20 protein-coding genes are annotated in these 23,458 nt (G+C 73.5%); 17 read left to right on the forward strand and 3 right to left on the reverse strand.

All coding sequences use genetic code 11. The annotated features are described in order from the left end of the window. Positions 1-726 precede the first annotated feature (726 nt). The 6 genes from FH609_RS24050 (at position 727) to FH609_RS24075 (ending at position 8,224) form a co-directional block, all read left to right on the forward strand. Positions 727-2,412: an ABC transporter substrate-binding protein gene (locus FH609_RS24050; RefSeq protein WP_139671680.1), complete on the forward strand. Its 1,686-nt coding sequence runs from the start codon at positions 727-729 to the stop codon at positions 2,410-2,412. 33 nt (positions 2,413-2,445) lie between these two features. After that, positions 2,446-3,432 (forward strand): ABC transporter permease, encoded by a 987-nt coding sequence (locus FH609_RS24055; RefSeq protein ID WP_139671677.1) that lies wholly within the window; start codon positions 2,446-2,448, stop codon positions 3,430-3,432. Positions 3,433-3,444: 12 nt separating this feature from the next. Further along, entirely contained in the window at positions 3,445-4,359 is a 915-nt protein-coding gene (locus tag FH609_RS24060) for an ABC transporter permease (protein ID WP_226961910.1), read from the forward strand. Next, positions 4,359-5,219: an ABC transporter ATP-binding protein gene (locus FH609_RS24065; protein WP_139671674.1), complete on the forward strand. Its 861-nt coding sequence runs from the start codon at positions 4,359-4,361 to the stop codon at positions 5,217-5,219. The genes FH609_RS24060 and FH609_RS24065 overlap by 1 nt, the downstream gene beginning before the upstream one ends. Positions 5,220-5,221: 2 nt before the next feature. After that, entirely contained in the window at positions 5,222-6,283 is a 1,062-nt protein-coding gene (locus tag FH609_RS24070; RefSeq protein WP_226961911.1) for an ABC transporter ATP-binding protein, read from the forward strand. Between the two features lie 345 nt (positions 6,284-6,628). Further along, the gene (locus FH609_RS24075; RefSeq protein WP_139671671.1) at positions 6,629-8,224 is read left to right on the forward strand and encodes a hypothetical protein; all 1,596 of its coding nucleotides are present in this window, start codon (positions 6,629-6,631) and stop codon (positions 8,222-8,224) included. 69 nt (positions 8,225-8,293) lie between these two features. Here the strand turns inward: FH609_RS24075 and FH609_RS24080 are convergent, their stop codons facing one another. Then, positions 8,294-9,268 (reverse strand): ACP S-malonyltransferase, encoded by a 975-nt coding sequence (locus FH609_RS24080; protein WP_139671669.1) that lies wholly within the window; start codon positions 9,266-9,268, stop codon positions 8,294-8,296. Between the two features lie 261 nt (positions 9,269-9,529). On the opposite strand from FH609_RS24080, the gene FH609_RS24085 reads away from it, so the two are divergent. From FH609_RS24085 to FH609_RS24125, 9 genes are all read left to right on the forward strand, one after another. Continuing rightward, positions 9,530-10,582 (forward strand): AfsA-related hotdog domain-containing protein, encoded by a 1,053-nt coding sequence (locus tag FH609_RS24085; RefSeq protein ID WP_139671666.1) that lies wholly within the window; start codon positions 9,530-9,532, stop codon positions 10,580-10,582. Continuing rightward, positions 10,579-11,646, forward strand: coding sequence for a 3-oxoacyl-ACP synthase (locus tag FH609_RS24090; protein WP_139671662.1), 1,068 nt, complete (start codon positions 10,579-10,581; stop codon positions 11,644-11,646). Before FH609_RS24085 ends, FH609_RS24090 begins: the two co-directional genes overlap by 4 nt. 95 nt (positions 11,647-11,741) lie before the next feature. Beyond that, complete coding sequence (locus tag FH609_RS24095) at positions 11,742-13,424, forward strand: FAD-dependent monooxygenase (protein WP_139671659.1); 1,683 nt, start codon at positions 11,742-11,744, stop codon at positions 13,422-13,424. Beyond that, positions 13,421-14,485, forward strand: a complete 1,065-nt coding sequence (locus tag FH609_RS24100; RefSeq protein ID WP_139671656.1) for a beta-ketoacyl-ACP synthase III — start codon at positions 13,421-13,423, stop codon at positions 14,483-14,485. Before FH609_RS24095 ends, FH609_RS24100 begins: the two co-directional genes overlap by 4 nt. Positions 14,486-14,589: 104 nt before the next feature. Further along, entirely contained in the window at positions 14,590-14,847 is a 258-nt protein-coding gene (locus FH609_RS24105; protein ID WP_139671653.1) for an acyl carrier protein, read from the forward strand. Beyond that, on the forward strand, positions 14,844-16,085 hold the full coding sequence (locus FH609_RS24110; protein WP_226961912.1) for a beta-ketoacyl-[acyl-carrier-protein] synthase family protein: 1,242 nt from the start codon (positions 14,844-14,846) through the stop codon (positions 16,083-16,085). Before FH609_RS24105 ends, FH609_RS24110 begins: the two co-directional genes overlap by 4 nt. 108 nt (positions 16,086-16,193) lie before the next feature. Next, positions 16,194-17,159 (forward strand): aldo/keto reductase, encoded by a 966-nt coding sequence (locus FH609_RS24115; RefSeq protein WP_139671650.1) that lies wholly within the window; start codon positions 16,194-16,196, stop codon positions 17,157-17,159. A gap of 105 nt (positions 17,160-17,264) precedes the next feature. Beyond that, complete coding sequence (locus FH609_RS24120) at positions 17,265-19,034, forward strand: 3-hydroxyacyl-CoA dehydrogenase family protein (RefSeq protein ID WP_139671647.1); 1,770 nt, start codon at positions 17,265-17,267, stop codon at positions 19,032-19,034. A 113-nt stretch (positions 19,035-19,147) separates the two neighbouring features. Continuing rightward, positions 19,148-19,861, forward strand: coding sequence for an HAD family hydrolase (locus FH609_RS24125; RefSeq protein WP_139671644.1), 714 nt, complete (start codon positions 19,148-19,150; stop codon positions 19,859-19,861). 62 nt (positions 19,862-19,923) lie between these two features. On the opposite strand, the gene FH609_RS24130 is transcribed toward FH609_RS24125, so the two are convergent. Further along, on the reverse strand, positions 19,924-20,856 hold the full coding sequence (locus FH609_RS24130; protein ID WP_139671641.1) for a ScbA/BarX family gamma-butyrolactone biosynthesis protein: 933 nt from the start codon (positions 20,854-20,856) through the stop codon (positions 19,924-19,926). 115 nt (positions 20,857-20,971) lie between these two features. Here FH609_RS24130 and FH609_RS24135 point away from each other — a divergent pair, with 115 nt between their 5' ends. After that, positions 20,972-21,724 carry a ScbR family autoregulator-binding transcription factor gene (locus FH609_RS24135; protein ID WP_139671638.1) on the forward strand — a complete coding sequence of 251 codons (753 nt, stop codon included), beginning with the start codon at positions 20,972-20,974 and terminating at the stop codon, positions 21,722-21,724. Further along, entirely contained in the window at positions 21,721-22,461 is a 741-nt protein-coding gene (locus FH609_RS24140; RefSeq protein ID WP_139671635.1) for an HAD family hydrolase, read from the forward strand. Before FH609_RS24135 ends, FH609_RS24140 begins: the two co-directional genes overlap by 4 nt. 72 nt (positions 22,462-22,533) lie before the next feature. On the opposite strand, the gene FH609_RS24145 is transcribed toward FH609_RS24140, so the two are convergent. Continuing rightward, positions 22,534-23,304 (reverse strand): SDR family NAD(P)-dependent oxidoreductase, encoded by a 771-nt coding sequence (locus FH609_RS24145; RefSeq protein WP_139671633.1) that lies wholly within the window; start codon positions 23,302-23,304, stop codon positions 22,534-22,536. Between the last annotated feature and the right edge of the window lie 154 nt (positions 23,305-23,458).

A 23,458-nucleotide genomic window follows, 5' to 3' on the forward strand; every position in this document is an offset into this window, starting at 1 on the left:
GCTCCGCGACGGAACCTTCTACGAACCCCGGACACCGAAGGACATCAAACTCGCCGCATAACCCCAGCAACACCAAACCACCCCAAACCCGACAGAGACGCCTTGACGAACGACATAGAGGCACCCCTCCCAGCCAGCCTCCTGCGGTCATTCGTTACGCCCGCACCCGGCCGATCGTGCGCCATCTAGGCCCGGCGTCGTAGCCCGCGCCAGAACCCCAACCCAAGTGGCGAGTCTCGTCGACCAACAAACGACCAGTCGGGCTGCCCCGCACCGGCCACCGGCCCGCAGACAAACCCCGCACCCAACACACCACCCCGCCGAGAACCGTTTTCGGACACGGCGAGATCAACCGTTCCACCAGCGGTTCCCCTTCGGTGGGCCGAACGACGAGGCCGGCGCACCTCGTTGCGGGTTCCGGGCCTGCCCGCCGTCCGGCGGGCAGGTCTGAGCGCCAGGTCACACCACGAACCCGTGGACAGGGGTCGGTTGATCCGCTCCCCGGGTCGCCCCCGCGCCCCCGTGGCGGGCCCTCGGGAAAAGTCCATCCTGTCGAACCCCTTGCCGGACCCGGTAGTAGAACGGTATACCAGCGTCGGACGGAACCTTTCCGCCACGGGCGCACCGGCCGATGCCGGCCCACACCCCCCATGCCGCACCAGACATGGGACGACTCGACGCTGCGCTTACTTAAGTTACTGCCTGAAGTTTTGCGAAGGGCTACTCATGATCAACGGATCGCGCTCGCGCGTCCTTGCCTCCTGCGTCACCGTCGCCGCCCTGGGACTCACGGCCTGCTCGGGGGGCGGCACCAACAGCGCCTCCGAGGACGGGCTGATCCTCAACGGCTACGCCGGAGCCAGCGGAACCTTTGTGGAGAACTGGAACCCGCTCTCGCCCACGGTCCTCAGCGGCACGCAGGGGATGATCTACGAGCCGCTGTTCTTCTTCAACAACCTCCAGCCGGCCACCGAGGAGCCGCAGCCCATCCTCGGCGCGAGCTTCTCCTGGAACGAGGACGGCACCGTCCTGTCGGTCGAGACCCAGGAGGGCATCAACTGGAGCGACGGGGAGCCGTTCTCCGCCGAGGACGTGGCGTTCACGTTCAACCTCATCCGGAACACGCCGGAGTTGAACACCACCGGCACCACGCCGGAGGCGGAGCTGGTCGACGAGACCCATGTGACGCTCACCTTCGAGGAGCCGTCCTTCGTGAGCGCCCCGACCCTGCTGGGCGGGACCTACATCGTTCCCGAGCACATCTGGTCGGAGAAGTCCGACCCGGCGACCGACCCCAACCCGGAGCCGGTCGGCACCGGGCCCATGATGGCCGCCGACTTCACCCCGCAGTCCTACCTGGTGACGAAGAACCCGGAGTTCCGCAACGCCGACGACGTCCAGGTGGGCGGCCTGCGCTACCACTCGCTCTCCGGCAACCAGGCCGCGACCGACAAGCTGCTGGCCAAGCAGCTGGACTGGGCCGGCGTCTTCATCCCCGACGTGGAGAACGTGGTCGGCAATCGCGACGACCTCGGCCTCACCTACTTCGGTAGCCAGCAGGTGGCCATCGCCTCCTGCGCCAACGCGGAACTGGGCTGTGAGGGCCCGCAGACCGAGCAGGCCGTCCGGCAGGCGCTCTCCGCCGCGCTCGACCGGGACCAGGTGAACCAGCTGGCCTACTACGGCAACGCCCAGCCGATCTCGGCGACCTACGCCCTGCTGGAGCGCGACACCGACCTGATCGCCCCCGACCTGCGCGAGCCGGTCCCGAACGCCCCCGACGTCGAGCGCGCCAAGCAGCTGCTGGAGGACGCCGGTTGGACCCTGGGCTCGGACGGCATCTACGCCAAGGACGGCGAGCGCCTCTCCATGAACGTCCAGGTCACCACCGGCTACACCGACTACATCACCGCGCTGGACGCCATGGCGCAGCAGGCGAAGGCGGCGGGCATCGAGTTGGTGATCCGGCAGGTCGCCAACTCCGAGAACGTCAGCTCCCAGGGGCTCGGCAACTTCGAACTGGCCATGAGCGGCGTCTTCCAGGGTGAGGCGGCCGACCCGTACTACGCCTACGAGACCTACTTCGCGTCCAACAACACCGGCCCCGTCGGCGAGTCGGTCAACCCCTACGGCAACGTCGCCCGCTACTCCAACCCCGAGGTGGACGAGGCGATCGTGGCCGCCGCCAGCACCGAGGACATGGCGGTGCGGGCCGAGCAGTACGCGATCATCCAGGAGCACATCGTCGAGGACCTGCCCTACATCCCGGTCGTCAACAACATCTCGTTCTCCAGCTACAGCACGGAGCGGGTCACCGGCTTCCCCACCACGGACGACCTGTGGGCCAGCCCCGACATCGGCTCCGCGCCGGACAACGGCCTGGTCGTCCAGCAGCTGCGGCCCGTCGACTGACGCCGCCGGCGCACGGTTTCGAGGCGACCATCCATGTACCTCCTGCGGAAACTCACCTTCTATCTCGCGGCCCTCTGGGCGGCGGTCACCCTCAACTTCCTGATACCGAGGCTGCTTCCGGGCAACCCGGTGGACATCCTCATCAGCAAGCTCGCCCAGCAGGGCCCGGTCGCCCCGGGCACCCGGGACTCGCTGGAGATGCTGCTGGGCTCGGACACCTCCGAATCCCTCTGGTCCCAGTACGTCAGCTATCTCGGCGGCCTGCTCAAGGGGGACTTCGGGACCTCGGTGACCTACTTCCCGGCCCCGGTGACGGATGTCATCGGGCAGGCCATCCCGTGGACCCTGCTGCTCGTCGGCATCTCCACGCTGCTCGCCTTCCTGCTCGGCGTCGGCCTCGGGGCCTTCGCCGGGTGGAAGCGGGGCACCTGGGTCGACTCGATCATCCCGGCCACCGCGCTGCTCCAGTCCGTGCCGTACTTCTGGCTGGCGCTGGTGCTGGTGTACTTCTTCGCGGTCAACCTGGGCTGGTTCCCACTGAGCGGCGGCTATGACGTCAACTCGGTGAGCCCCGGCTGGTCCTGGGAGTTCATCGAGAGCGCCATCTCCTACGGCACGCTCCCCGCGATCACCATCGTCGTCAGCTCCATCGGCGGCTGGCTGCTGGGGATGCGCAACATGATGGTCTCCACGCTCTCCGACGACTACGTGGTCACCGCCGAGGCCAAGGGCCTGCACCCGATGCGGGTGATGATCACCTACGCGGCCAGGAACGCGGCGCTGCCCTCCGTCGCCGGATTCGCCATCTCGCTGGGCTTCGTGGTGGCCGGGTCGATCGTGACGGAACAGGTCTTCTCGTATCCGGGCATCGGCAACGCGATGCTGCTGGCCGTGTCGAACAACGACTACGCGCTCATGCAGGGGCTGTTCCTCGTCATCACCATCGCCGTCCTGGTGTCGAACCTGCTCGTCGACCTGTTCTACGGGCTCATCGACCCCCGTACCCGGACCCGGAACTGAGAGGCCGTCCCCATGTCCAGTGTGCTCAACGACACCATGGCCGCCGCCGAGGAGGGCTCCATCGAGGCGGCGGCCGGGCCCAGGCGTCGGCGCTGGCGTGAGCCCAAGCTGCTCACCGGCGCCGGCATCGTCATCGTCATCGTGCTGTTCGGGCTGCTCGGCCCGCTGCTGACGCAGGACCCGTACGCGGTCGACAACATCGGCATGACCCCGCCCAGCGGAGACCACCTGCTGGGCACCACCCAGACCGGCGAGGACGTGCTGGCGCAACTCGCCCACGGCACCCGGGGATCGCTGCTGATCGGCGTCATGGTGGGCGCCATGACGCTGGCGCTCTCCTCCTTCTTCGGCATCCTCGGCGCGTTCGTCGGCGGCTTCCTCGACGAGCTGTTCTCGCTCTTCACCAACATCGTCCTGGTCATCCCCGGACTGCCGCTGATGATCGTGATCGGCAGCTATGTCGAGCAGAAGAGCATCTTCCTGGTCGCTTCCGTCCTCGCCCTGACCGGCTGGGCCGCGGGCGCCCGGGTGGTGCGGGCCCAGACGCTGTCGCTGCGCGACCGCGACTACGTGCTCGCCACCCGGGTGGCCGGGGAGTCGACGTGGCGGATCATCTGCGTGGAGATCCTGCCCAACCTGCTGCCCGTGCTGTCCTCCGGGTTCGTCTTCTCGATCGTCTTCGCGATCCTCGGCGAGGCCGGGCTCGCGTTCATCGGCATCGGCGCCAGCGACTCCCTGACCTGGGGCACGATGCTCGCCGACGCGCAGAACGGGCAGGCGCTGCTGCTCGGCGGCTGGTGGTGGTTCGTGGCCCCCGGCTTCCTGATCGCCATCCTCGGCTGCGGCCTCGCCCTGATCAACTTCAGCATCGACGAGATCATCAACCCCAAGCTGCGCCCGGCTCGTGCCCGAAAGAGGTCGTCGTGATGGCGAAGGCACCCGTTCTCACCGTGGACGGACTGTCCATCGACTACGTCACGGACCGCTCCGTCCCGGCCGTCGAGGAGGTGAGCCTCCAGATCCACCGGGGCGAGATCCTCGGCCTGGCCGGGGAGAGCGGCTGCGGCAAGTCGACGTTCGCCTACGGCATCAACCAGCTGATCCGCCCGCCGGGCACCATCTCCGGCGGCAGCGTCACCTTCCACGACAGCTCGGGCGAGGACATCGACGTGCTGGCGCTGACCGGGCGGGAGCTGCGCGGCTACCGGTGGGACAAGGTGTCCATGGTCTTCCAGGGCGCCATGAACTCGCTGAACCCGGTCATCCCCATCCACGCCCAGCTCGGCGACGTCTTCAAGACCCACCGGCCCGAGATGAGCCGGGCCCAACGCCAGGCCAGGGCCGAGGAGTTGTTCGAGTTCGTCGGCGTGCCGACGAACCGGCTGCGGTCCTACGCGCACGAGCTGTCCGGCGGAATGCGGCAGCGCGTGATGATCGCGATGGCGCTGGCGCTCTCGCCCCAGCTGATCATCATGGACGAGCCGACGACCGCCCTCGACGTGGTGGTGCAGCGGGACATCATCGAGGAGATCACCAGGCTCCAGCGCGAACTCGACTTCTCCGTCCTGTTCATCACCCACGACCTGCCGATGCTGCTGGAGATCAGCGACCGCATCGCCATCATGAAGGACGGGCGGATCGTGGAGCTGGCCGGGGTCGAGGACATCTACTTCGCGGCCCAACACCCGTACACCAGGCAACTGTTGCGTTCCTTTCCGAGCCTCACCGGAACGCGCGGCGACTTCATCCGACACGGGGCCGGCAACGAAGAATCCGGGGAGGAATGACGATGGCCACTCTCGAAGTGCGTTCGCTACAGAAGGACTTCCCGGTCAGGAACGGGGTGCGCCGCACCCTGTTCCCGGCCGTGAAGGGGGTCGACTTCGAGCTGGACGCCGGGAGGACCGTGGCCCTGGTGGGCCAGAGCGGCAGCGGCAAGTCCACGGTCGCCCGCATGATCGCCCAGCTGGAGAAGCCGACCGGCGGGGAGATCCTGCTCAACGGCCAGCCGGCGACGTTCCGCAGGCGCGGGATGCGGGAGTACCGCAGCCAGGTGCAGATGGTCTTCCAGGACCCGTTCGCCTCGCTGAACCCGTTCCACACCATCGCGCACCACCTGGAGCGGCCGCTGCTGCGCAACGGCCGGGTCCGGGGGAAGGCGGCGCTGCGGGCCAGGGTCGAGGAGCTGCTGGAGCGCGTCAACCTGACGCCCGCCGACAACTTCGCCGAGCGCCGCCCGCACGAGCTGTCCGGCGGGCAGCGGCAACGCGTCGCCATCGCACGGGCGTTGGCGCCCGAGCCGACGGTGCTGATCGCGGACGAGCCGGTCTCGATGCTGGACGTCTCGATCCGGCTGGGCATCCTGCACCTGCTGGCCAGGCTGCAACGGGAGGAGAACCTGGCGGTCCTCTACATCACCCACGACCTGGCGACCGCGCGCCACTTCTCCGACGAGATCCTCGTCATGTACCAGGGGGAGGTCGTGGAGCGCGGCGCGGCGGACGACGTGATCCTGCGGCCCACGGCCGAGTTCACCCGCCGCCTCGCCAACGCGGCCCCGGAGCCGGCCCGCAGCGAGCGCTTCCGCCGCGCGGCCGTGCGGTACGCCTCCGGCGGGGACGGGGGCGCCGGCGCGGGCGCCGGCGCCGGGGCCGCCTCCGGCGAGGGTGCTTCCGCCTCCGGCGAGGGTGCTTCCGCCTTCGGCGGGGGCGTTTCCGCCTTCGGCGGGGATGCTTCCGGCGCGGGGGCGGTGCCGTCCGCTACCCCGGACGGGTCAGGGACGTCGGACGCGTCGGGGAGCCCGGACACGCCGGACACTTCGGACGGGCCTGACGGGGCGGGGAAGCCCTGAACCGCCTCCCGGGCAACCCCCGTTCGCACCCCTTGGCCGTGAAGGCGCGTCACCGAGCGGACACCGTCGATGCCGATGCGGGCGCCGGCGCGGAGCCGTCCGGGCGCCGAACGCCCCGAACGGGGCCGGGAGTCCGGATAACCCGGACCAGCCGGGGAGCTTGGGCACGTCGGACGGGTCGGGGTGCCCGGACGCCCAGGATGCGTCCGGGAGTCCGACGCCCCGGGCGGGCCCACGGGCCCCGGACGCTCCCGGATACGTCGGGGAACCCGTACGGGCCGGGAAGGCCAACCGCCGGTTCGGCGGCCCATGTTCACACTCCACGACAGCGAAGGTGCACCACCCATGAGCCTGGCCCCGATGCCGGCACCCGATGCCGTGTTCGTCCAGACCCGGCCGACCGACCCGTTCGAGCCGGCCGCCGGGGCCGGCGACCGCTGGACCCGGGAGGGGGTGGAGGTGCGCGTGACCGGGGCCCCCGGCTGGTCGACCCTCTCGGTCGCCGCCGGGGGCGAGCCGCTCTCCCGGGTCGCGCTCCGCTGGCGCGGCGGCGTCCCGGAGGGCGCCCGCGTGCTGGGCGACGCCTGGGAGCGTTCGTACGGCGACCTCGCCTGGGAGGGCGTGGTGCCGCACCGCGTGCTGCCCTGGTACTGGCTGGCGCACGACGAGCGGGCCGGCCGCACCCTCGGCGCCGGGGTGCGGACCTCGCCTGCGGCCTGGTGCTCCTGGTCGGTCGACGCGGAGGGCGTCACGCTCTGGGCCGACCTGCGCGCCGGGCAGCGGCCGGTGCGGCTGGGCGACCGCGAGCTTGAGGTCGCCCAACTCGTCCGGCTGGACAGCGAGTCGGGGCCGCACGGCGCGCACCGCGAACTCGTCGTCGGGCTCGCCCCGGCGCCGGTGCCCAGCGGGCCGCTGGTCGGCGCCAACAACTGGTACTACGCCTACGGGCACGGCTTCGACGCCGATGCGGTGGTCGGGGACGCGCGGATCATCGCCAGGCTGGCCGGCGACCACCCGGTGCGGCCGTTCAGCGTGATCGACGCCGGCTGGACCCCCGGCGGCGGCACCGGCGGCGGCCCGTGGGACCGGGGCCAGGGCTCCTTCGCCGACATGGCGGAGGTCGCCTCCCGGATCAGCGCCGAGGGCGCCAGGCCCGGGCTCTGGTACCGGCCGCTGCTCTCCCGCGAGCGGGTGCCGCACGCCCACGCCCAACAGCTCGACGGGGCCTGGGCGTTGGACCCGACCAGGCCGGAGACGCTCGCCGGCGTCGCGGCCGATGTCGCGCGCTTCCGGGAGTGGGGCTTCGAGCTGGTCAAGCACGACTTCAGCACCTACGACATCCTGGCCGCCTTCGCCCCGCGGTTCGGCCCCTCGCTGGGCAACGCGCCCTGGCGGTTCGCCGACGAGACCCGCACCACGGTCGAGGTGATCCGGGAGCTGTACGACGTGATCGCCGAGGCGGCCGGCGACCTGGTGGTGATCGGCTGCAACACGGTCGGCCATCTGGCCGCCGGCCGGTTCGCGGCCCAGCGGATCGGGGACGACACCTCGGGCCGGCAGTGGGAACGCACCCGGCGGATGGGCGTCAACGCGCTCGCGTTCCGGCTGCCGCAGCACGGCGCGTTCTATGTCGCCGACGCCGACTGCGTGCCGGTGACCCCGCAGACGCCCTGGGAGCTGAACCGGCGGTTCCTCGACCTGGTGGCGCGCTCGGGGACCGCGCTGTTCCTGTCCGTCGACCCACGGGAGTTGACCCCGGAGATCGAGGCGGAGCTGAGCGCGGCGGTGCGCGTCGCGCTCGACGGCGGCGTGCCGGGCGGCGTCGAGCCGCTCGACGTGCTGCACACCACGACCCCGCGCCGCTGGCGGGTGGGTGACCGGGAGGTCGGCTACGACTGGTCCGCACCGCTCGGCGCCGAACCGTTCATCCACGACGTGTAACCATCCGCGACGGGTGAACGGTGCGCCGGCCCGGGGTGGGGGCCCCGGGCCGGCGCCGGTGTGAGCGCCCTATGCCGCGGCGGCGGCCGGGGCGGGGGAGGGCGCGGTGGCGTAGCGGGCGGGAACGCCGGGCAGGGCCCGGCGGGCGAGTCCGGCCAGGGTGCGGCCGGGGCCGATGTCGAGGAAGGCCGTGCAGCCCAACTCCTCGTGGAGCGTGCTCAGGGTCTCCGACCAGCGGACGGGGCCGGTCAGCTGGCGGGCGGCCAACTCCCGCCAGCGGCGGCCGCCCTCGTGCGGGCGGGCGTCGACGTTGGCGACCACGGGCAGCGCGCTGGCCCGGAAGCCCGTCAGCTCCAGGGCGCGGCGCAGCGCCGCCTCGGCTCCCTTCATATAGGGGCTGTGGCAGGCCGCGCCCACCGCCAGCACCCGGCAGCGCAGATCGAGCGCCGGCGCGGCGGCGGCCAGCGCGTCCACGGCCGAGCGGCTGCCGGCGACCACGGTCTGCTGCGGGCCGTTGTGGTTGGCCACCCACAGGTCCTCGCCCGACTCCCGCAGCTCAGCGACGAGTTCGGCGACCCGTTCGGCGCCCTCGCCCAGCACCGCCGCCATCGCGCCGGGGTGCCGCGCGGCCGCCTCGGCCATCGCCCGGCCGCGCTCCCCGACCAGCCAGGCGCCGTCGGCCACCGACAGCACGCCGGCCGCGACCAGCGCCGTGAACTCGCCCAGGCTGTGCCCGGCGAGCGCCACCACCCGCGCCTCGGGCTCCCTTCGGCGGAAGTCCGACCAGGCCAGCAGCGAGCCGGTGAACACCGCGATCTGCGCCAGGTCGGTGCGGGTCAGGGTCTCCTCGTCGGCGGTCAGCAGCAGCTCCGCCACGTCGTGCCCGGATGCCCGCGAGACGGTCTCGACCAACTCCCAGGACGCGGTCTCGCGCCAGGGCCGGCCCATTCCGGCGCGCTGCACGCCCTGTCCGGGAAAGAGGACGGCGTAACGCGGCTCGGGTTCTGGCTCCGCGCGCTTTTCTTCGTGGATCTCCTTGACCATGGCATTCTTTCCGGGACGTGGGAGTTCCATCGTTCCCGCCCGCCGCTCAAGAGCCGGAAAAGGAACGCTCACATGTCCACGCCTTGAGTGAGGCATTGCCCGGCACCCCGAATGCTGGCCATCGGACGGCCGAACCCGCACGCCCCGGCCTTGAGGGGGCTTTGAGTGAACGCTTGGCCGACCTCATCGACGATGGACACCACACAGGGGGAAGCGAGATGCACCCATCGAATTCCCAGGGCCTGATGGAGGATTGAGGAAATGACGTCCGAAGAAACGCGGAAAACCTGCCTTCCGGGCGCCTCGGAACTGGAGTTCCGTCACACCGTCGACCGTTCCCTGCTGCATCGCTGGGCCCTGGCCGAGGTGTTCCTGACCGACGGCCGCCGGGTGAGCGACAACGAGTACCTGGCGGCGGCCCAACTCCCCCCGTCCCACGCCTACTACACCGACCACATCTCGCGGCTCGGCGCGCCCGACCCGATGCTGCTGCTGGAGTGCTGCCGGCAGGCCGAGACCTACGGCGGGCACGAGTACGCCGGCGTCTCGCGGGACAGCAAGTTCCTGCTGCGGTCCTGGTCCATGGCGCTGCCCGGGCTGCTGAGCGTTCCGCAGGAGGAGACGCCGGGCGAACTGCGGATCGCCGTGCGGCTGTCCAACCGGCGCGGCGCGCCGGGCGACGCGCGGCGGCTGACGTTCGGCGTCGACATGAAGCTCGCCGGCCGCTGCCTCGGCTTCGTGTCGATGGACGTCGGCTACATCCCGTCCGAGGTGTACGACGCGGTGCGCCTCTCGGGCCGGGGCCGCCCGCTGGTGCCGTTCCGCGACATCCCGCGCCAGGACGCGCATGTGGCGCCGCACCTGGTCGGCCGCAACTCGCCGTCCAACGTGGTGCTGAGCAGCGCGACGCTGGGCACCGACAGCGCGCAGGCCACGGTCCGCATCCCGCTGGACAACCGCAGCATGTTCGACCACGGCCAGGACCATGTCCCCGGCATGGTGCTGATGGAGGCCGCGCGCCAGCTGTGCCTGCTGGGCGCCTCCGACCTGTGGGGCGCCTCGGCGCACCGCACCACCGTCGCCGGCTTCGACTTCTCCTTCATGCGCTACGCCGAACTCGACCTGCCGACCACGGTGCACATCCGCAAGACCGAGCCGTACGTTCCCGAGGACAACCTCAGCCTGATGCTGCCCGACCTGCGCACCTTCTATATCGACTTCGAGCAGCAGGGCGACGTCATCGCCTCCGGGCGGATGCACACCACCACCTCGGCCGCGACCAGGCCGCTGCCGGTGGGGGAGGAGTGCGCATGAGCCCCCGCGAACTGCCGCCGCTGCCCGCGCACCTGTGGCTGGTGCCCGCCCAGTGGCTGCCGCCCACCGTGGAGAAGGCCGCCGACGCGCGGGCCGACGGGCGGATCACCGAGGACGAGGCCGAGTCCATGGGCTACGACCAACTCCCGTGCTCCCTCGACGAGTCCGCGCCCCAGCTGGCGGTGCGCGCCGCCCGGCGCGCGCTGGAGCGCGCCGGCGTGCGCCCGGGGGACGTGTCGGCGGTGCTGCACGCCTGGACGTACTACCAGGGGCACGACTTCTGGTCGCCCGCCCACTATGTCGCCTCCGCCGCCGGCGCCGAGTCCGCCGTCCCGATGGGCGTGCAGCAGATGTGCAACGGCGGTGCCGCCGCGCTGGAGACGGCCGTCCACCGGCTGGCGGCCGACCCGGGCCGGGGCCCGGTGCTGACCACGACCGGGGACCGGTTCGCCCCGCCCGGCTTCGACCGGTGGGCCGGCGACTACGGCGTCTGGTACGGCGACGGCGGCACGGCGGCCGTGGTCGGCGCCGCCGCGACCCGCGACCTGGTGCCGGCGGGGTCGCTGGTGCTGTGCGCGCTGGCCACCCGCTCCGACCCGCAGTTGGAGGCCGCGCACCGGGACCGGGGCGCGTTCCACCCGGCGCCGCACAGCCGCTCGGCGGCCGTGGACACCCGGCGCACCAAGAAGGCGTTCCTGGCCGCGCGCGGCCGGGACTGGTTCCTGGACCGGCTGCGCGCCCAGACCGCCGCGACGCTGGCCGACGCGCTGCGCCAGGCCGGGATCGACGGCGACCGCCCGGCGCCGCGCTCCGTGCTGCTGCCCCGGCTCGGCCGGGCCACCGCGCGGAACGTCTACGGGCCCGCCGTCGCCACCGTGACCGCCGCGCCGCCCGGCGACCTGGGGGAGCGCACCGGCCACCTCGGCGCGGGCGACCTGCTGTCCAACCTGACCGAGCTGGCCGACGACGCGAGCCCCTGGTGCCTGGAGCGCGGCGAGTTCGGGGTGGTGCTCAGCGCGGGCGCCGGCTTCACCTGGAGCGCCGCCGTGGTGCGCCGCGCCTGACCGCCCACCTGACCGCCCGCCTGACCGCCGGCGCGCGCCCCCGCTTTGAGACCCCAGACCCCAGACCTCCGAGAGAAAACGAAGGGACCTCCCTCATGACCATCCCGCTGCGCGCGGAACCCGGCGGCCGACGCCCCGTGCTCGTCGTCGGCGCGGGCCCGGTGGGCCTGGTGCTCGCCGCCGAACTGCTCAGCCAGGGCGTGCCGGTCCGGCTGATCGACAACTCGGCCGCAGGGCCCACCCAACACTCCCGGGCCAGCGTCGTCTGGCCCCGAAGCCTCGAACTCCTCGGCCGCATCGGGGCGTCGGCGCCGCTGGTCGAGCTGGGCAACCGCCTCGACTCGGTCCGCTACTACTCGCGCAAGCGGCACATCGGCTCCGTCGACATGTGTCGACTTACCGACACCCCCTACCCGTTCGGCGTGGTCATCCCGCAGGACACCACCGAGGAGGTCGTCCGCACCCGGCTGGTCGCGCTGGGCGGCGAGGTCGAGTTCGGCACGCTGGTCGGCCTCGACCAGTCCGGGCCGCGCCCGGTCGCCGCCGTGGAACGGGCCGACGCGCGGGTCGAGCACATCGAGGCGGACTGGGTCGTCGGCGCCGACGGGGCGCGCAGCGCGGTCCGCGAGCTGGCCGGCATCCGCTTCCTCGGCAGCGGCGACGACGTGCTCTTCGCGATCGGCGACGGCCCGGTCGGCGGCGACATGGACCCGCACGCGCTGCTCTACTGCTACTCGCGCAGCGGCGCCCTGGGCATCGCGCCGTTCGGCGAGGGCCGGTTCCGGCTGGCGATCAGCGTGCCGGACTGGCGCGACGAACAGGGCCCGCCGCCCGAGCTGTTCCAGCGCTTCGTCGACGAACGCTCCCCGCGCGCCGGGCTGGTGGGCGAGCTGGACTGGTCCACCATCTTCCGCGCCAGGCGCCGGGTCGCCGAGACGATGCGGGCCGGCCGGGTCTTTCTCGCCGGCGACGCCGCCCATGTCTTCAGCGCCGCCGGCGCGCAGGGCATGAACACCGGCATCCAGGACGCCGTCAACCTCGCGTGGAAGCTCGCGGGCGTCGTCAACGGCACCTTCGAGTCCGCGATCCTGGACACCTACGACACCGAGCGGCACCTGGCCGCCGAGCGCATCGTGCTCACCACCGCCAAGCAGACCAGCTGGGGCCTGCTCAACCGCCGGCACCAGGCGCTGGCCAGGGACAACGCCATGCGGCTCGCCGAACGCACCGGCGTGCTCCAGCGGTTCGGCGCCCCGCTGGTCGCGCAGCACGACGTGAGCTACCGCCCGGCCGAGACGCTGCGGGACACCGTTCCCGGGCTGACCCGCCGGGTGCGGGCCGGCGACCGGCTGCCGGTCTTCGCCGCGCACGGTGCGCACGGCGCGCCGCAGCCCAACGCCGAGCCCTGGCCGGCCGTTCACCCGGCCCGGCTGTCGCTGCTGCTGTGGGCCGGGCCCCGGCAGGACGCCGGCTGGGTCGCGACGCGGGAGGCCGTGGCGGCCGTCGCGCCCGAGAACGTCGAGGTGCGCGACATCTCCTCCTGGTCCGGCTTCGAGCCGCTGCTCGGCCGCCGCCCGAGGGCGGTGCTGGTGCGGCCCGACGGCCATGTGGCGGCGCTGGTCGAGCCCGAACCCGACGCGGTGCGGCTGGCGTTGCGCCGGGCGCGCGCCGTCTTCGACGCGCCGGGCGCGCGGGCGCCGCGCGCGCTCCCGCTGCCGGCCGGCGGCGCGGACGCGGTGGCCACGGGCGAGGACTTCGCCGAGGAGCTGGCGTCATGAGCGGCAACGCGACCCGACCCGAACCGACCGGACCCGCCGCCGTGCTCTGCGGCCTGGGCGGCGCGCTGCCCGCCAGGGCGGTATCCAACGACGAACTCGCCGCCCAACTGGACACCTCCGACGCCTGGATACGCTCCCGCACCGGCATCGGCCAGCGCCATGTCATCGCCCCGGGCCAGGCCACCTCCGACCTGGCGGTCGAGGCCGGCGCCCGCGCCCTGGCCTCCGCCAGGGACACCGCCGGCCCGGCCGCCGCCGAGGTCGACCTGCTGGTGCTGGCCACCAGCACGCCCGACCGGCCGTGCCCGGCGACCGCGCCGGTCGTCGCCCAACGCCTGGGCCTGGGCACCGTCCCGGCCTTCGACGTGGCGGCCGTCTGCACCGGCTTCGTCTACGCGCTGGCCACCGCCGGCTCGCTGATCGAGGCCGGCGTCGCCCGCCGGGCGCTGGTGATCGGCGCCGACACGTTCTCCACCATCCTCGACCCGGCCGACCGCACCACCCGGGCCCTGTTCGGCGACGGCGCGGGCGCCGTCGTCCTGCGGGCCGGCACCCGGGACGAGCCGGGCGCGCTGCTCGGCTACGACCTGGGCAGCGACGGGCAGGGCGTGGACCTGATCACGGTGCGCGCCGGCGGCTCCCGGCAGCGCTCGGAGCCCGGCCCGCCGCCCGAGGCCGACCGGTGGTTCACGATGCGAGGCTCCTCCGTCTTCCGGGAGGCGGTGCTCAGCATGAGCGACTCCGCCCGGGCGCTCGCCGAGCGGACCGGCTGGGACCCGGCCGGCCCCGACAAGCTCGTGGCGCACCAGGCCAACGTCCGCATCCTGCGCGCCGTGGGCGACCAACTCGGCCTGGACGAGAAGCAGATCGTGGTCCACCTCGACCGGGTCGGCAACACCGTCGCCGCCTCCATCCCGCTGGCCCTGACCGACGCCGCCGGCGAGGGCGCGCTCCAGCCCGGGCACCGGGTGCTGCTGACCGGCTTCGGCGGCGGCCTCACCTGGGGCTCGGCCGCGCTGGTCTGGCCCGACGTGGTGACCGGACCGCCCGGCACCGTCTGAACCACCGACCCCACCGACCCCACCGACCCCACCGACCGCACCGACCGCACCCGCACCGACCCGCATTCACCCGTAGTAAGCAGATCCCGAGAAGGAGTTCCACCATGACCGTTCCCGTCGCCCAGGAGAACCTGAAGCAGCAGGTCACCACCCTCATCAGCGAGAAGTTCGGCCTCGACCAGGAGGAGCTGCTCTCCGGCGCCACCTTCGACGAGTTGGAGATCGACTCGCTGATCATCACCGAGCTGAGCCTCGCCCTGCGCAAGGAGTTGGGCGTCGTCCTGGACGAGGGCGACCTGAAGTCGTCGTTCACCCTGGACGAGGCCCTGACCGTCATCCGGCAGAAGGCGGCCGCCGCGTGAGCGGCCGGGCCCTGGGGCGCGGCGTCGCCGTCACCGGCATCGGCCTGGTGACCCCGGCCGGCATCGGCGTCGCCGAGAACTGGGAGCGCGTCCTCACCGGCGTCTCCGCCGCCGCGACCGACCCCGAACTCAAGGGCGAGAAGGTCGACATCTCCTGCCGGGTGCCCGGCTTCGACCCGGTGGCCGCCCTCGGGCGGCGCCACGCCTGGAAGCTGGACCGCTTCACCCAGCTCGCGCTCGTCGGCGCCCGGCAGGCCGTCGCCGACTCCGGACTCGACACCGAGTCCTGGGACCGCACCCGGGTCGGCGTCGTCATCGGCAACTCCCTCGGCGGCGCCGCCACGTTGGAGAAGCAGCTGCGCACCTACTTCGAGGGCGCGCCCGAGGACGTGTCGGCGCTGATGATCCCGATGGGCATGGTCAACATGGTCGCCGGCCAGGTCGCCATGGACCTGCGGGTGCACGGCCCCAGTCTGGTCACCGCGACCGCCTGCGCCTCGGGGGCCTCGGCCATCGGCACGGCCAGGGAGTGGCTGCTGTCCGGGGTGTGCGACGTGGTGCTGGCCGGCGGCACCGAGTCGGCGATCAGCCCCGGCACGCTCAACGGACTGTCCCGGATGGGCGCGCTCTCCGGCCGCACCCACGACCCGGCCGCCGCCTCGCGGCCGTTCGCCCAGGACCGGGACGGCTTCGTCGCCGGCGAGGGCGCGGCGATCCTGGTGCTGGAGCGGTGCGCCGACGCCCAGGCGCGGGGCGCCCGGCGCTATGCGGACGTCGCCGGCTTCGGCGCCTCCTCGGACGCGCACCACGCCACCGCCCCGCACCCGCAGGGCGCGGGCCTGGCCCGGGCGTTGCGCGACGCGCTGGCCCAGGCCGGGGTGCTGCCCGACGAGGTGCAGCACGTCAACGCGCACGGCACCTCGACGCCGATGAACGACCTGACGGAGGCGCGCGCCCTGCACGCGGTCTTCGGCGACCGGCCCGCCGTCACCTCCACCAAGGGCGTCACCGGGCACACCCTGGCGGCGGCCGGCGCCGTCGAGGCGGCCTACACCGCGCTCGCGCTGCACCACGGCGCGGTGCCGCCCACCGCCAACCTGCGGTCGGTCGACCCGGGGATCGACGTCGACATCGACGTGGTCACCTCGGGCCCGCGCCGGCAGCGGCTGTCGGTCGCGGCCAGCACCTCCCTCGGGTTCGGCGGGCACAACGCCGCGCTGGTGCTGACCGCCGCCTGACCGGGCCGGGGCGTCCCCCGCGCCCCGGCCCCACCCGACCCGGAGCCCGGAGCCCGGAGCCCACCGACCCAACCCCCGTTCCCCCGACAGAGATTGGACCTCACCCACGTGTCTACCCGCCTCCTCGGCAGCACCGGCCTCGCCGTCGGCCCCATCGGGCTCGGCTGCATGGGCATGAGCTGGGGCTACGCCGAGTCCCAACGCGACGACGCCGCCTCGGTCGAGGTGATCCACCGCGCCCTGGACGCCGGCCCGATCCTGCTGGACACCGCCGACGCCTACGGCGAGGGACACAACGAGACCCTCGTCGGCCGCGCCCTCGCCGGCCGTCGGTCGGAAGCGGTGCTGGCCACCAAGGTCGGGATCGTCGTCGAGGACCTCGCCACCCGGCGGCTCGGCCGCGACGGCTCGCCCGCCCACATCCGCGCCGGCGTGGACGCCTCGCTGCGCCGGCTGGGCGTGGACGTCATCGACCTCTACTACCTGCACCGCGTCGACCCGACCGTGCCGCTCGCCGAGTCCTGGGGCGCGCTGGCCGAGCTGGTGACCGAGGGCAAGGTCCGCCACCTCGGGCTCTCCGAGGTCACCGTGGAGCAGGCCGAGGAGGCGCACCGGGCGCACCCGGTGGCGGCCGTGCAGTCCGAGCTCTCCCTGTGGACGCGGGAGCCGCTGGACCCGACGACCGGCCTGGTCGGCTGGTGCGCGCGGGCCGGCGCGGCGTTCGTGCCGTTCGCCCCGCTCGGCCGTGGCTTCCTCACCGGCCGCTACTCCGGGCCCGGCGACTTCGAGCGCGGCGACTTCCGGGCCACCAACCCCCGCTTCCAGGACGCCGCGTTCGCCGCCAACCTCCGCATCGTCGAGGTCGTCGAGACGGTCGCGGCCCGGCACGGCGCGACGGCGGCGCAGGTCGCGCTCGCCTGGACGCTCACCAGGGGCGAGCACGTCATCCCCATCCCCGGCACCAGGCAGCTCGGCTATCTCGCGGCCAACCTCGCGGCGGCCGAACTCCGGCTCGACGCACGGGACCTCGCCGAGCTGGACGCCGCCCCCGCCGCGACCGGCAGCCGCTACTAGAACCCGCGCACCCACCCCCGCCCCCGGCACCGGCCCGCCCGCCGCCGGCGCACCGGCCCCGCCCCGCCCCCGGCATGAAAGCCCCATCGAGAGGACGGACGACCCATGACCGAACACCCGACACCCGCAGCCGGCCCGCCGCCCACCGTGGCCGTCGTCGGCCTGGGCACCGCCGGCGGCGCGCTGGCCGCGCGGATGGTCGACGCCGGACTGCGCGTCCTCGGCATCGACCCCGACCCGGCCGCCCGCGACCGCGCCCAACGGGCCGAAGCGGCGCCCGAGATCCACGCCGACCCCGGCGCGGTCGCCGAGGCCGACGTGGTGCTGGAGGCCGTGCCCGAGCCGGCCGCCGCCAAGCGCGCGACGCTGGCCACGCTGGCCCGCCACCGCAGGCTGGGCGCCCCGCTGGTCACCACGGCGCTCGCCGTGCCGGCCGCCGAGCTGGAAACCGCCGCCGGGCGCGACCTGTTGGCGCTGCGCTTCCTGCACCCCGACGCCCTGGACGCCGTCGAACTCGCCCGCGCCCCCGGCGCGGGGGACCGGGCGACCGCCCTGGTCACCCGGGTCCTGACCACGGCGGGGATCGCGGTGCACCCGGCGCCCGACCGCGCCGGCTCCCTCGCACCCGGGCTCCTCCTCGGCCTGCTCAACCGCGCCGCCTGGATGGTGCACGAGGGCTACGCCGGCGCCGCCGAGGTGGACGCCGCCATGCGCCTGGGCTGCGGCTGGCGCGAGGGCCCGCTGGCGCTGCTCGACGCCATCGGCCTGGACACCGCCCGCGACATCCTCGCCCAACTCGCCGAAAGCGGCGGGGAACACGCCCCGCCCGCCCCCATCCTCGACAAGCTCGTCGCCCAGGGCGCGCTCGGCCACAAGACCGGCCACGGCTTCCACCGCCACCCCACGGACCGCGCCGCCGAAGGCGCCGGCGCGCGCCCCGAGGAGGAACGCGCCCCCGTCGCGCCGGTCGCCCCGCCCGGCCGCAACGTCGTGGTCGTCGGCTCCGGCGTGATGGCCACCGGGATCGCCGAGAGCTGTGTGCGCGCCGGCTTCCACACCACGCTGCTGGCGCGCGCCCCCGAGCGGGCGCGCGAGGCGCACGAGACGGTGACGTTCCAGCTGCAACGCGCCACCGCCGCCGGCACCCCCGGCGACGACGAGGAACTGCGCGCCGCCCTCGACCGCTGGACCGCGACCACCGACCGCTCGGTGCTGACCGGCGCCGACCTGGTGATCGAGGCCGTGGTGGAGGACCCGCGCGTCAAGCGCCAACTCTTCGCCGAACTGGGCGAGGTGTGCGCGCCGCGCACCCTGCTCGCCACCTCCACCTCCAGCCTGTCGGTCAACGCCTGCACCGAGCCGGCCGGCCGCCCGGCCGAGGTGCTGGGGCTGCACTTCTTCAACCCGGCGCCGCGCATGGCGCTCGTCGAGCTGGTTCCCGCGCGCGGCACCAGCCCGCACACCCTGGCCCGGGCGCGCGGCGCGGCGGCGCTGCTCGGCAAGCGCGTGGTGGAGTGCGGCGACCGCCCCGGCTTCATCGTCAACGCGCTGCTCTTCCCCTATCTCAACCAGGCGCTGCGGCTGTTGGACGGCGGCGAGGTCGCGCCGCCCGCGTTGGACGCCGCCGTCAGGGCCGTGGGCGGGCAGCCGCTCGGGCCGGTGCGGCTGCTGGACACGGTGGGCGCCGACGTGGCGCTCGAAGTGCAACGACGGCTGCACCGCGAGCTGGCCGACGCGGTCTCCGCGCCGGTGCCGCTGCTCGAACAGCTCGTCGCCGAGGGCTATCTGGGCCGCAAGACGGCCGGCCGGGGCGTCCGCGCCTTCCTCGCCGACCGCGCGGCGGCCGCCGCGACGCCCGCGACCGGCGCCGCCTGAGCCACCCCCCCCGGTCGGGACGCCCGTTCCCCGTCCCCTCTCCCCATCTCTCCCCTCTTTCCCCATCTCTCCCCTTTCTCCTCTGTCCCCTCGCTTCGGAAGGCCATCTCCCCATGCCCCAGCCCGGACGATCCGGGGTCGGCGCCGCGTTCTTCGACGTGGACGAGACGCTGATCACCGTCAAGAGCATGTTCCGCTTCCTCGAACACCACTTCAGGGAGCGGGGGTTGCCGCCCGACGCCTACCGGCGCGCCGCCGCCACGCTGCGGGAGCGCGCCGCCGCCGGGGTCTCCCGGCTGCGGACCAACCGCGAGTACTACCGGCTCTACGCCGGGCACCCGGTGGACGCGACCTTCGCCCACGGCCGTTCCTGGTTCGAGGCCGAACTCGCCACCGGCACGCTGCTGCACGAGCCCGTCGTGTCCGCGCTGCGGCGGCACCGGCGGGAGGGCGCGCTGATCGTGCTGGTGTCGGGCTCGTTCCGGCCCTGCCTGGAACCGGTGGCCGAACTGCTGGGCGCCGACGAGATCCTGTGCGGGGAGCCCGAGATCGCCGACGGGCACTGGACCGGTGAGCTGGAGCGGCCGGTCATCGGGGTGGAGAAGGGCAGACTCGCCCGGGAGGCGCTGCGCCGCCACGGCGTGCCCATGGCGCGGGCCACCGCCTACGCGGACCACGCCTCGGACCTGCATCTGCTGCGCGCGGTCGGGCATCCGGTGGTCGTCGGCGACGACACGGTGCTCGGTGCCCATGTCGCGGCGACCGGCGGGGGAACGTTGCCCGGCATCCGGTGCGCGCCGCGCGCGGCGGCGCTGGGCACCGGCTGAGGCCGGACCGGCGGCGGGCGGCGCGCCCTTGCGCCGCCCGCGCCCCGGCGTGCGCGCCGGAGTCAGCGGGCGGGCGGGGCGCCGGCCAGCGAGACCAGCGCGGTGAAGCAGAGCTGACCGTCCTGCCGCATCGTCACCAGGATGCGGGTGCGGTCCTGCTGGTCGTTGGGCAGCGGCGTGGCCTCCACCCAGCAGGGGCTGTCGAGTTCGATGTAGCGGTGGAACAGCGTCTCCATCGCCTCGGTCACCCCCGAGCTGGCGTGCCGCATGGAGCGCGCGGCCTGTTGGGCGGCCTCCAGCAACAGGATGCCGGGGGCGTGGTCGCTGGGGTGGTCGAAGTAGACCGGGTGGTGGGTGTCGACGCGCAGCTGCCACCGGCCACGGTCGTCGGTCGGGGAGAGCACCGAGTCGCGGAACTCCCCCTCGCCGCTGGCGGGCGGCGGCGGCAGCGGGCGGCTGCGGGCGGTCGCCATGGCCTGCTCGGCGTCGCCGTGCGCGCCCCGCAGCCGCTGGTAGACGGCGGGGGTCTGGATGCTGAACCTGGTGTGGGCGTTGCCCAGCCACCGGCCGCCGTCCCGCACGCTGATGCTCAGCGTCAGCGCGGACACCCGGCCCCGGCGGCGGGCGATGTCGTGGCAGCGCACATGGAGGTCGGGACGACCGCCGGCGTCCGCCGCGCGCAGCGCCGCCAGGTCGAGCGCGAACCGGTACTCGTCCCACAGCAGATGGTGCCCGAACGGGACGTCGAACCCGGCGTGCGAGAGCAGCGGGAACGTCTGACGGATCGTCTCCGTCAGCAGCACCGCGTCGTCGTGGTGCGAGCCACGGGCGGTCAGCGGGCGGCCGGTGTTCCGCCAGTCCGCCGTGATCAGGAAGGTGTCCTCGCCGGTGCGCCGCAGGCCGGAGAGCAGCACCTGGGAGGGGTCGTGCTTGTGCACGAGGTTCTTGCCGATCCCGGCGGGCGGTAACACCGTCGCGGTTGTTACGTCGTTCATCACTAACCCCCATCTGTGAACGTGTCATGCGGGGGCTGCGCCGATCTGGCGTCACCCCGCCTCGGCGAGTAACATAGAGGACGTTCTTTTTCTTGTCGAGACCCGGGGCGAGGGCATGGCACCACCGAAGCAGGAACGCGCAGTTCAGACCCGGCAGCAACTCCTCCGGGCGGCGGCGGAGGTCTTCGACGAGTACGGCTACGCCGGCGCCGGCATCAACAAGATCCTCCAGCGCGCCGGGGTCACCGCAGGGGCGCTGTACTTCCACTTCAAGAACAAACAGGACCTCGCCGTCGAGGTGATGAACGCCCAGCGGCACACCATCGAGCCGCATGTGCCCTCCACCGGGCTGCAACGCCTGGTGGACATCACCCTGATCTGGTCCCACTCGCTCCAGGCCGACCCGCTGCTGCGCGCGGGCGTCCGGCTCACCGGCGAGCAGGCCAGCTTCGGTTTGCACGACCCGACGCCGTACACGGCCTGGGCGCGCAGCTTCGAGACCTGCCTCGAAGTCGCCCGCGCCGACGGCGAGTTGCGCGACCACGTCCGGCTGGACGAACTGGCCGAGTTCGTGGTCGGCGCGTGCACCGGGATGCAGGAGTACGCGCAGGTCGTCTCCGAGCGCGCCGACCTGCCGCGCCGCACCGTCAACATGTGGCGCGTGATGCTGCCGGGCATCGCGACCGCCGAGGCGCTGCGCGGGATCGAGGCCAGCGAGGAACGCGCCGCCACCCTCTGGACCGAGGTCACCGCCCACCGGGGCGAGGCCGGGTCGGAGGGCGGCCCCACCGAAGGGGACCGGACCGAGCAACGGACCGGGAGCCCCACCGACACCAGCCCCCAACGGGGAACGAAGGAGACCACATGACCGGGCGGCTCCACCACCTGCGCCACGCGGCGGTCAACATCGACGGGGTGTTACTCACCGACACCTTCAGCCCGCTGATCCACCGCTTCATCACCAGCCGGGGCGGCGCCTACTCGGCCGAGGTCGAGCGCCGCGTCTTCTCCCAGCGCAGACGGGACGCCGGCTGGGCGCTGGCCGAGGCGGTGCCCCAGGAGATGACCGGGCCGCAGGCGCTGGCGGCGTACTTCGCCGAGCGCGCGGCCCATCTCGCCGAGCACCCCGTGGAGATCGCCGAGGGCGCGCGCGCCCTGCTGGAGCGGCTGCGCGCCGCCGGGCTGCGTCTGGTCTGCTACGGCGGCCTGGGCCGCGAGCACTTCGACGAGCATCTGGGCGCGTTCACCGAGCTGTTCGACGACCCGGTCTACTTCTGCACCAACGACGTCCGGCCCGGCCTGCGGGAGATCACCGAACGGCTGGGGCTGCGCCACGGCGAGGTGCTGTTCGTCGACGACGTGGCGCGGGTCGCCGAGGAGGCCCGACGGCTGGGCGCCCCGTTCGTCGGGGTGCCGAGCAGCTACCCGCACAGCCACCAGGGCGAGTTGATGCGACGCGCCGGCGTGCGCCACCTGGTGCGCGCCCTGGGCGGGATCGACGCGGCGCTGCTGCGGGCGGTGGACGGGGAGGCCGCCGCCGGCACCCTGTGGGCCGACCCCGCGACCGACGGCCGGGCCCGGCCGCTGGCCGGCGCCGCGTCCTGAACGGCGGTCGGGCGCGGGCGGGTTGACCGCGCCCGGCCGTGGTCGCGGTGGTCGCGGTGGTCGGGGGGTCGTTCAGACCGCGCCGACGCCGCCGTCCACCGCCAGCGTCGTGCCGGTGACAAACGAGGACGCGTCGCTGATCAGCCACAGCGCGGCCTGGGCCACCTCGTCCGGGTCGGCGACGCGCTTCTGGATGGCCCGCTCGTAGAACTTCTCCTCGATCGCCGGGTCCATCGCGATGACCGACTCCATCATCTCGGTCCTGGTGCTGCCCACCGACAGGGCGTTGACCCGGACGCCCCGGGTGCCGTACTCGGCGGCGGCGGCCTTGGTCAGCCCGATCACCGCGTGCTTGGCGGCGACATAGGGCGCGCCGGCGCCGGTGGCGATCAGCCCTGCTGTGCTCGCGGTGTTGACCACGGAGCCGCCGCCGGTCGCCAACAGGGCCGGGATCTGGTGCCGCAGACAGTTCCACACGCCCCGGACGTTGGTCTCCATCACGGCGTCGAAGTCCTCGTCCGGCACCGCGTGGAGGTCGGTGCCGAGCGTGGCGTGGCCCGCGTTGTTGAAGGCCGCGTCGAGCCGGCCGAAGCGCTCCACCGCCGTGGCCACCGCGCGCTCCACGTCCGGGCCGTTGCGCACGTCGCCCACCACGGCCGTGGCGCGGCCACCGCCCGCGGCTAACTCCTCGACCAGCGCGTCCAGTCGGGCCTTGCGGCGCGCCATCAGCAGCACCGCCGCGCCCCGGCCGGCCAGCAGCCGCGCGGCCGCGGCACCGATGCCCGAGGAGGCCCCCGTGATCATGACGACCCGGCCGTCGATCTTCCCTACATCCTTGGTCATCCCGCCAGTCAACCAGCGGGCGCGCGGGGGAGCGAGAGGGCGGCGTGCGCGCGGCATCACGCGCCCCGGGGCCAACCGACCTGCCAAGTACGTCGCGAGCCGCCCCCGGCCAGCGGTTTTTTGACCTTCTTTACACTACGGTAGGGATGCTGTC

Source organism: Streptomyces sp. 3MP-14 (genome assembly GCF_006334905.2).
GTDB classification, from domain to species: Bacteria; Actinomycetota; Actinomycetes; order Streptomycetales; family Streptomycetaceae; genus Streptomyces; species Streptomyces triticirhizae.

What these genes read in the sequence shown, in the direction of transcription:
- FH609_RS24120 (WP_139671647.1), top strand. Translation starts at nt 17,265, where the DNA reads ATGACCGAACACCCGACACCCGCAGCCGGCCCGCCGCCCACCGTGGCC.
- FH609_RS24130 (WP_139671641.1), bottom strand. Translation starts at nt 20,856, where the DNA reads ATGAACGACGTAACAACCGCGACGGTGTTACCGCCCGCCGGGATCGGC.
- FH609_RS24080 (WP_139671669.1), bottom strand. Translation starts at nt 9,268, where the DNA reads ATGGTCAAGGAGATCCACGAAGAAAAGCGCGCGGAGCCAGAACCCGAG.
- FH609_RS24065 (WP_139671674.1), top strand. Translation starts at nt 4,359, where the DNA reads ATGGCGAAGGCACCCGTTCTCACCGTGGACGGACTGTCCATCGACTAC.
- FH609_RS24090 (WP_139671662.1), top strand. Translation starts at nt 10,579, where the DNA reads ATGAGCCCCCGCGAACTGCCGCCGCTGCCCGCGCACCTGTGGCTGGTG.
- FH609_RS24075 (WP_139671671.1), top strand. Translation starts at nt 6,629, where the DNA reads ATGAGCCTGGCCCCGATGCCGGCACCCGATGCCGTGTTCGTCCAGACC.
- FH609_RS24060 (WP_226961910.1), top strand. Translation starts at nt 3,445, where the DNA reads ATGTCCAGTGTGCTCAACGACACCATGGCCGCCGCCGAGGAGGGCTCC.
- FH609_RS24095 (WP_139671659.1), top strand. Translation starts at nt 11,742, where the DNA reads ATGACCATCCCGCTGCGCGCGGAACCCGGCGGCCGACGCCCCGTGCTC.
- FH609_RS24125 (WP_139671644.1), top strand. Translation starts at nt 19,148, where the DNA reads ATGCCCCAGCCCGGACGATCCGGGGTCGGCGCCGCGTTCTTCGACGTG.
- FH609_RS24105 (WP_139671653.1), top strand. Translation starts at nt 14,590, where the DNA reads ATGACCGTTCCCGTCGCCCAGGAGAACCTGAAGCAGCAGGTCACCACC.
- FH609_RS24070 (WP_226961911.1), top strand. Translation starts at nt 5,222, where the DNA reads ATGGCCACTCTCGAAGTGCGTTCGCTACAGAAGGACTTCCCGGTCAGG.
- FH609_RS24145 (WP_139671633.1), bottom strand. Translation starts at nt 23,304, where the DNA reads ATGACCAAGGATGTAGGGAAGATCGACGGCCGGGTCGTCATGATCACG.
- FH609_RS24055 (WP_139671677.1), top strand. Translation starts at nt 2,446, where the DNA reads ATGTACCTCCTGCGGAAACTCACCTTCTATCTCGCGGCCCTCTGGGCG.
- FH609_RS24100 (WP_139671656.1), top strand. Translation starts at nt 13,421, where the DNA reads ATGAGCGGCAACGCGACCCGACCCGAACCGACCGGACCCGCCGCCGTG.
- FH609_RS24135 (WP_139671638.1), top strand. Translation starts at nt 20,972, where the DNA reads ATGGCACCACCGAAGCAGGAACGCGCAGTTCAGACCCGGCAGCAACTC.
- FH609_RS24050 (WP_139671680.1), top strand. Translation starts at nt 727, where the DNA reads ATGATCAACGGATCGCGCTCGCGCGTCCTTGCCTCCTGCGTCACCGTC.
- FH609_RS24140 (WP_139671635.1), top strand. Translation starts at nt 21,721, where the DNA reads ATGACCGGGCGGCTCCACCACCTGCGCCACGCGGCGGTCAACATCGAC.
- FH609_RS24085 (WP_139671666.1), top strand. Translation starts at nt 9,530, where the DNA reads ATGACGTCCGAAGAAACGCGGAAAACCTGCCTTCCGGGCGCCTCGGAA.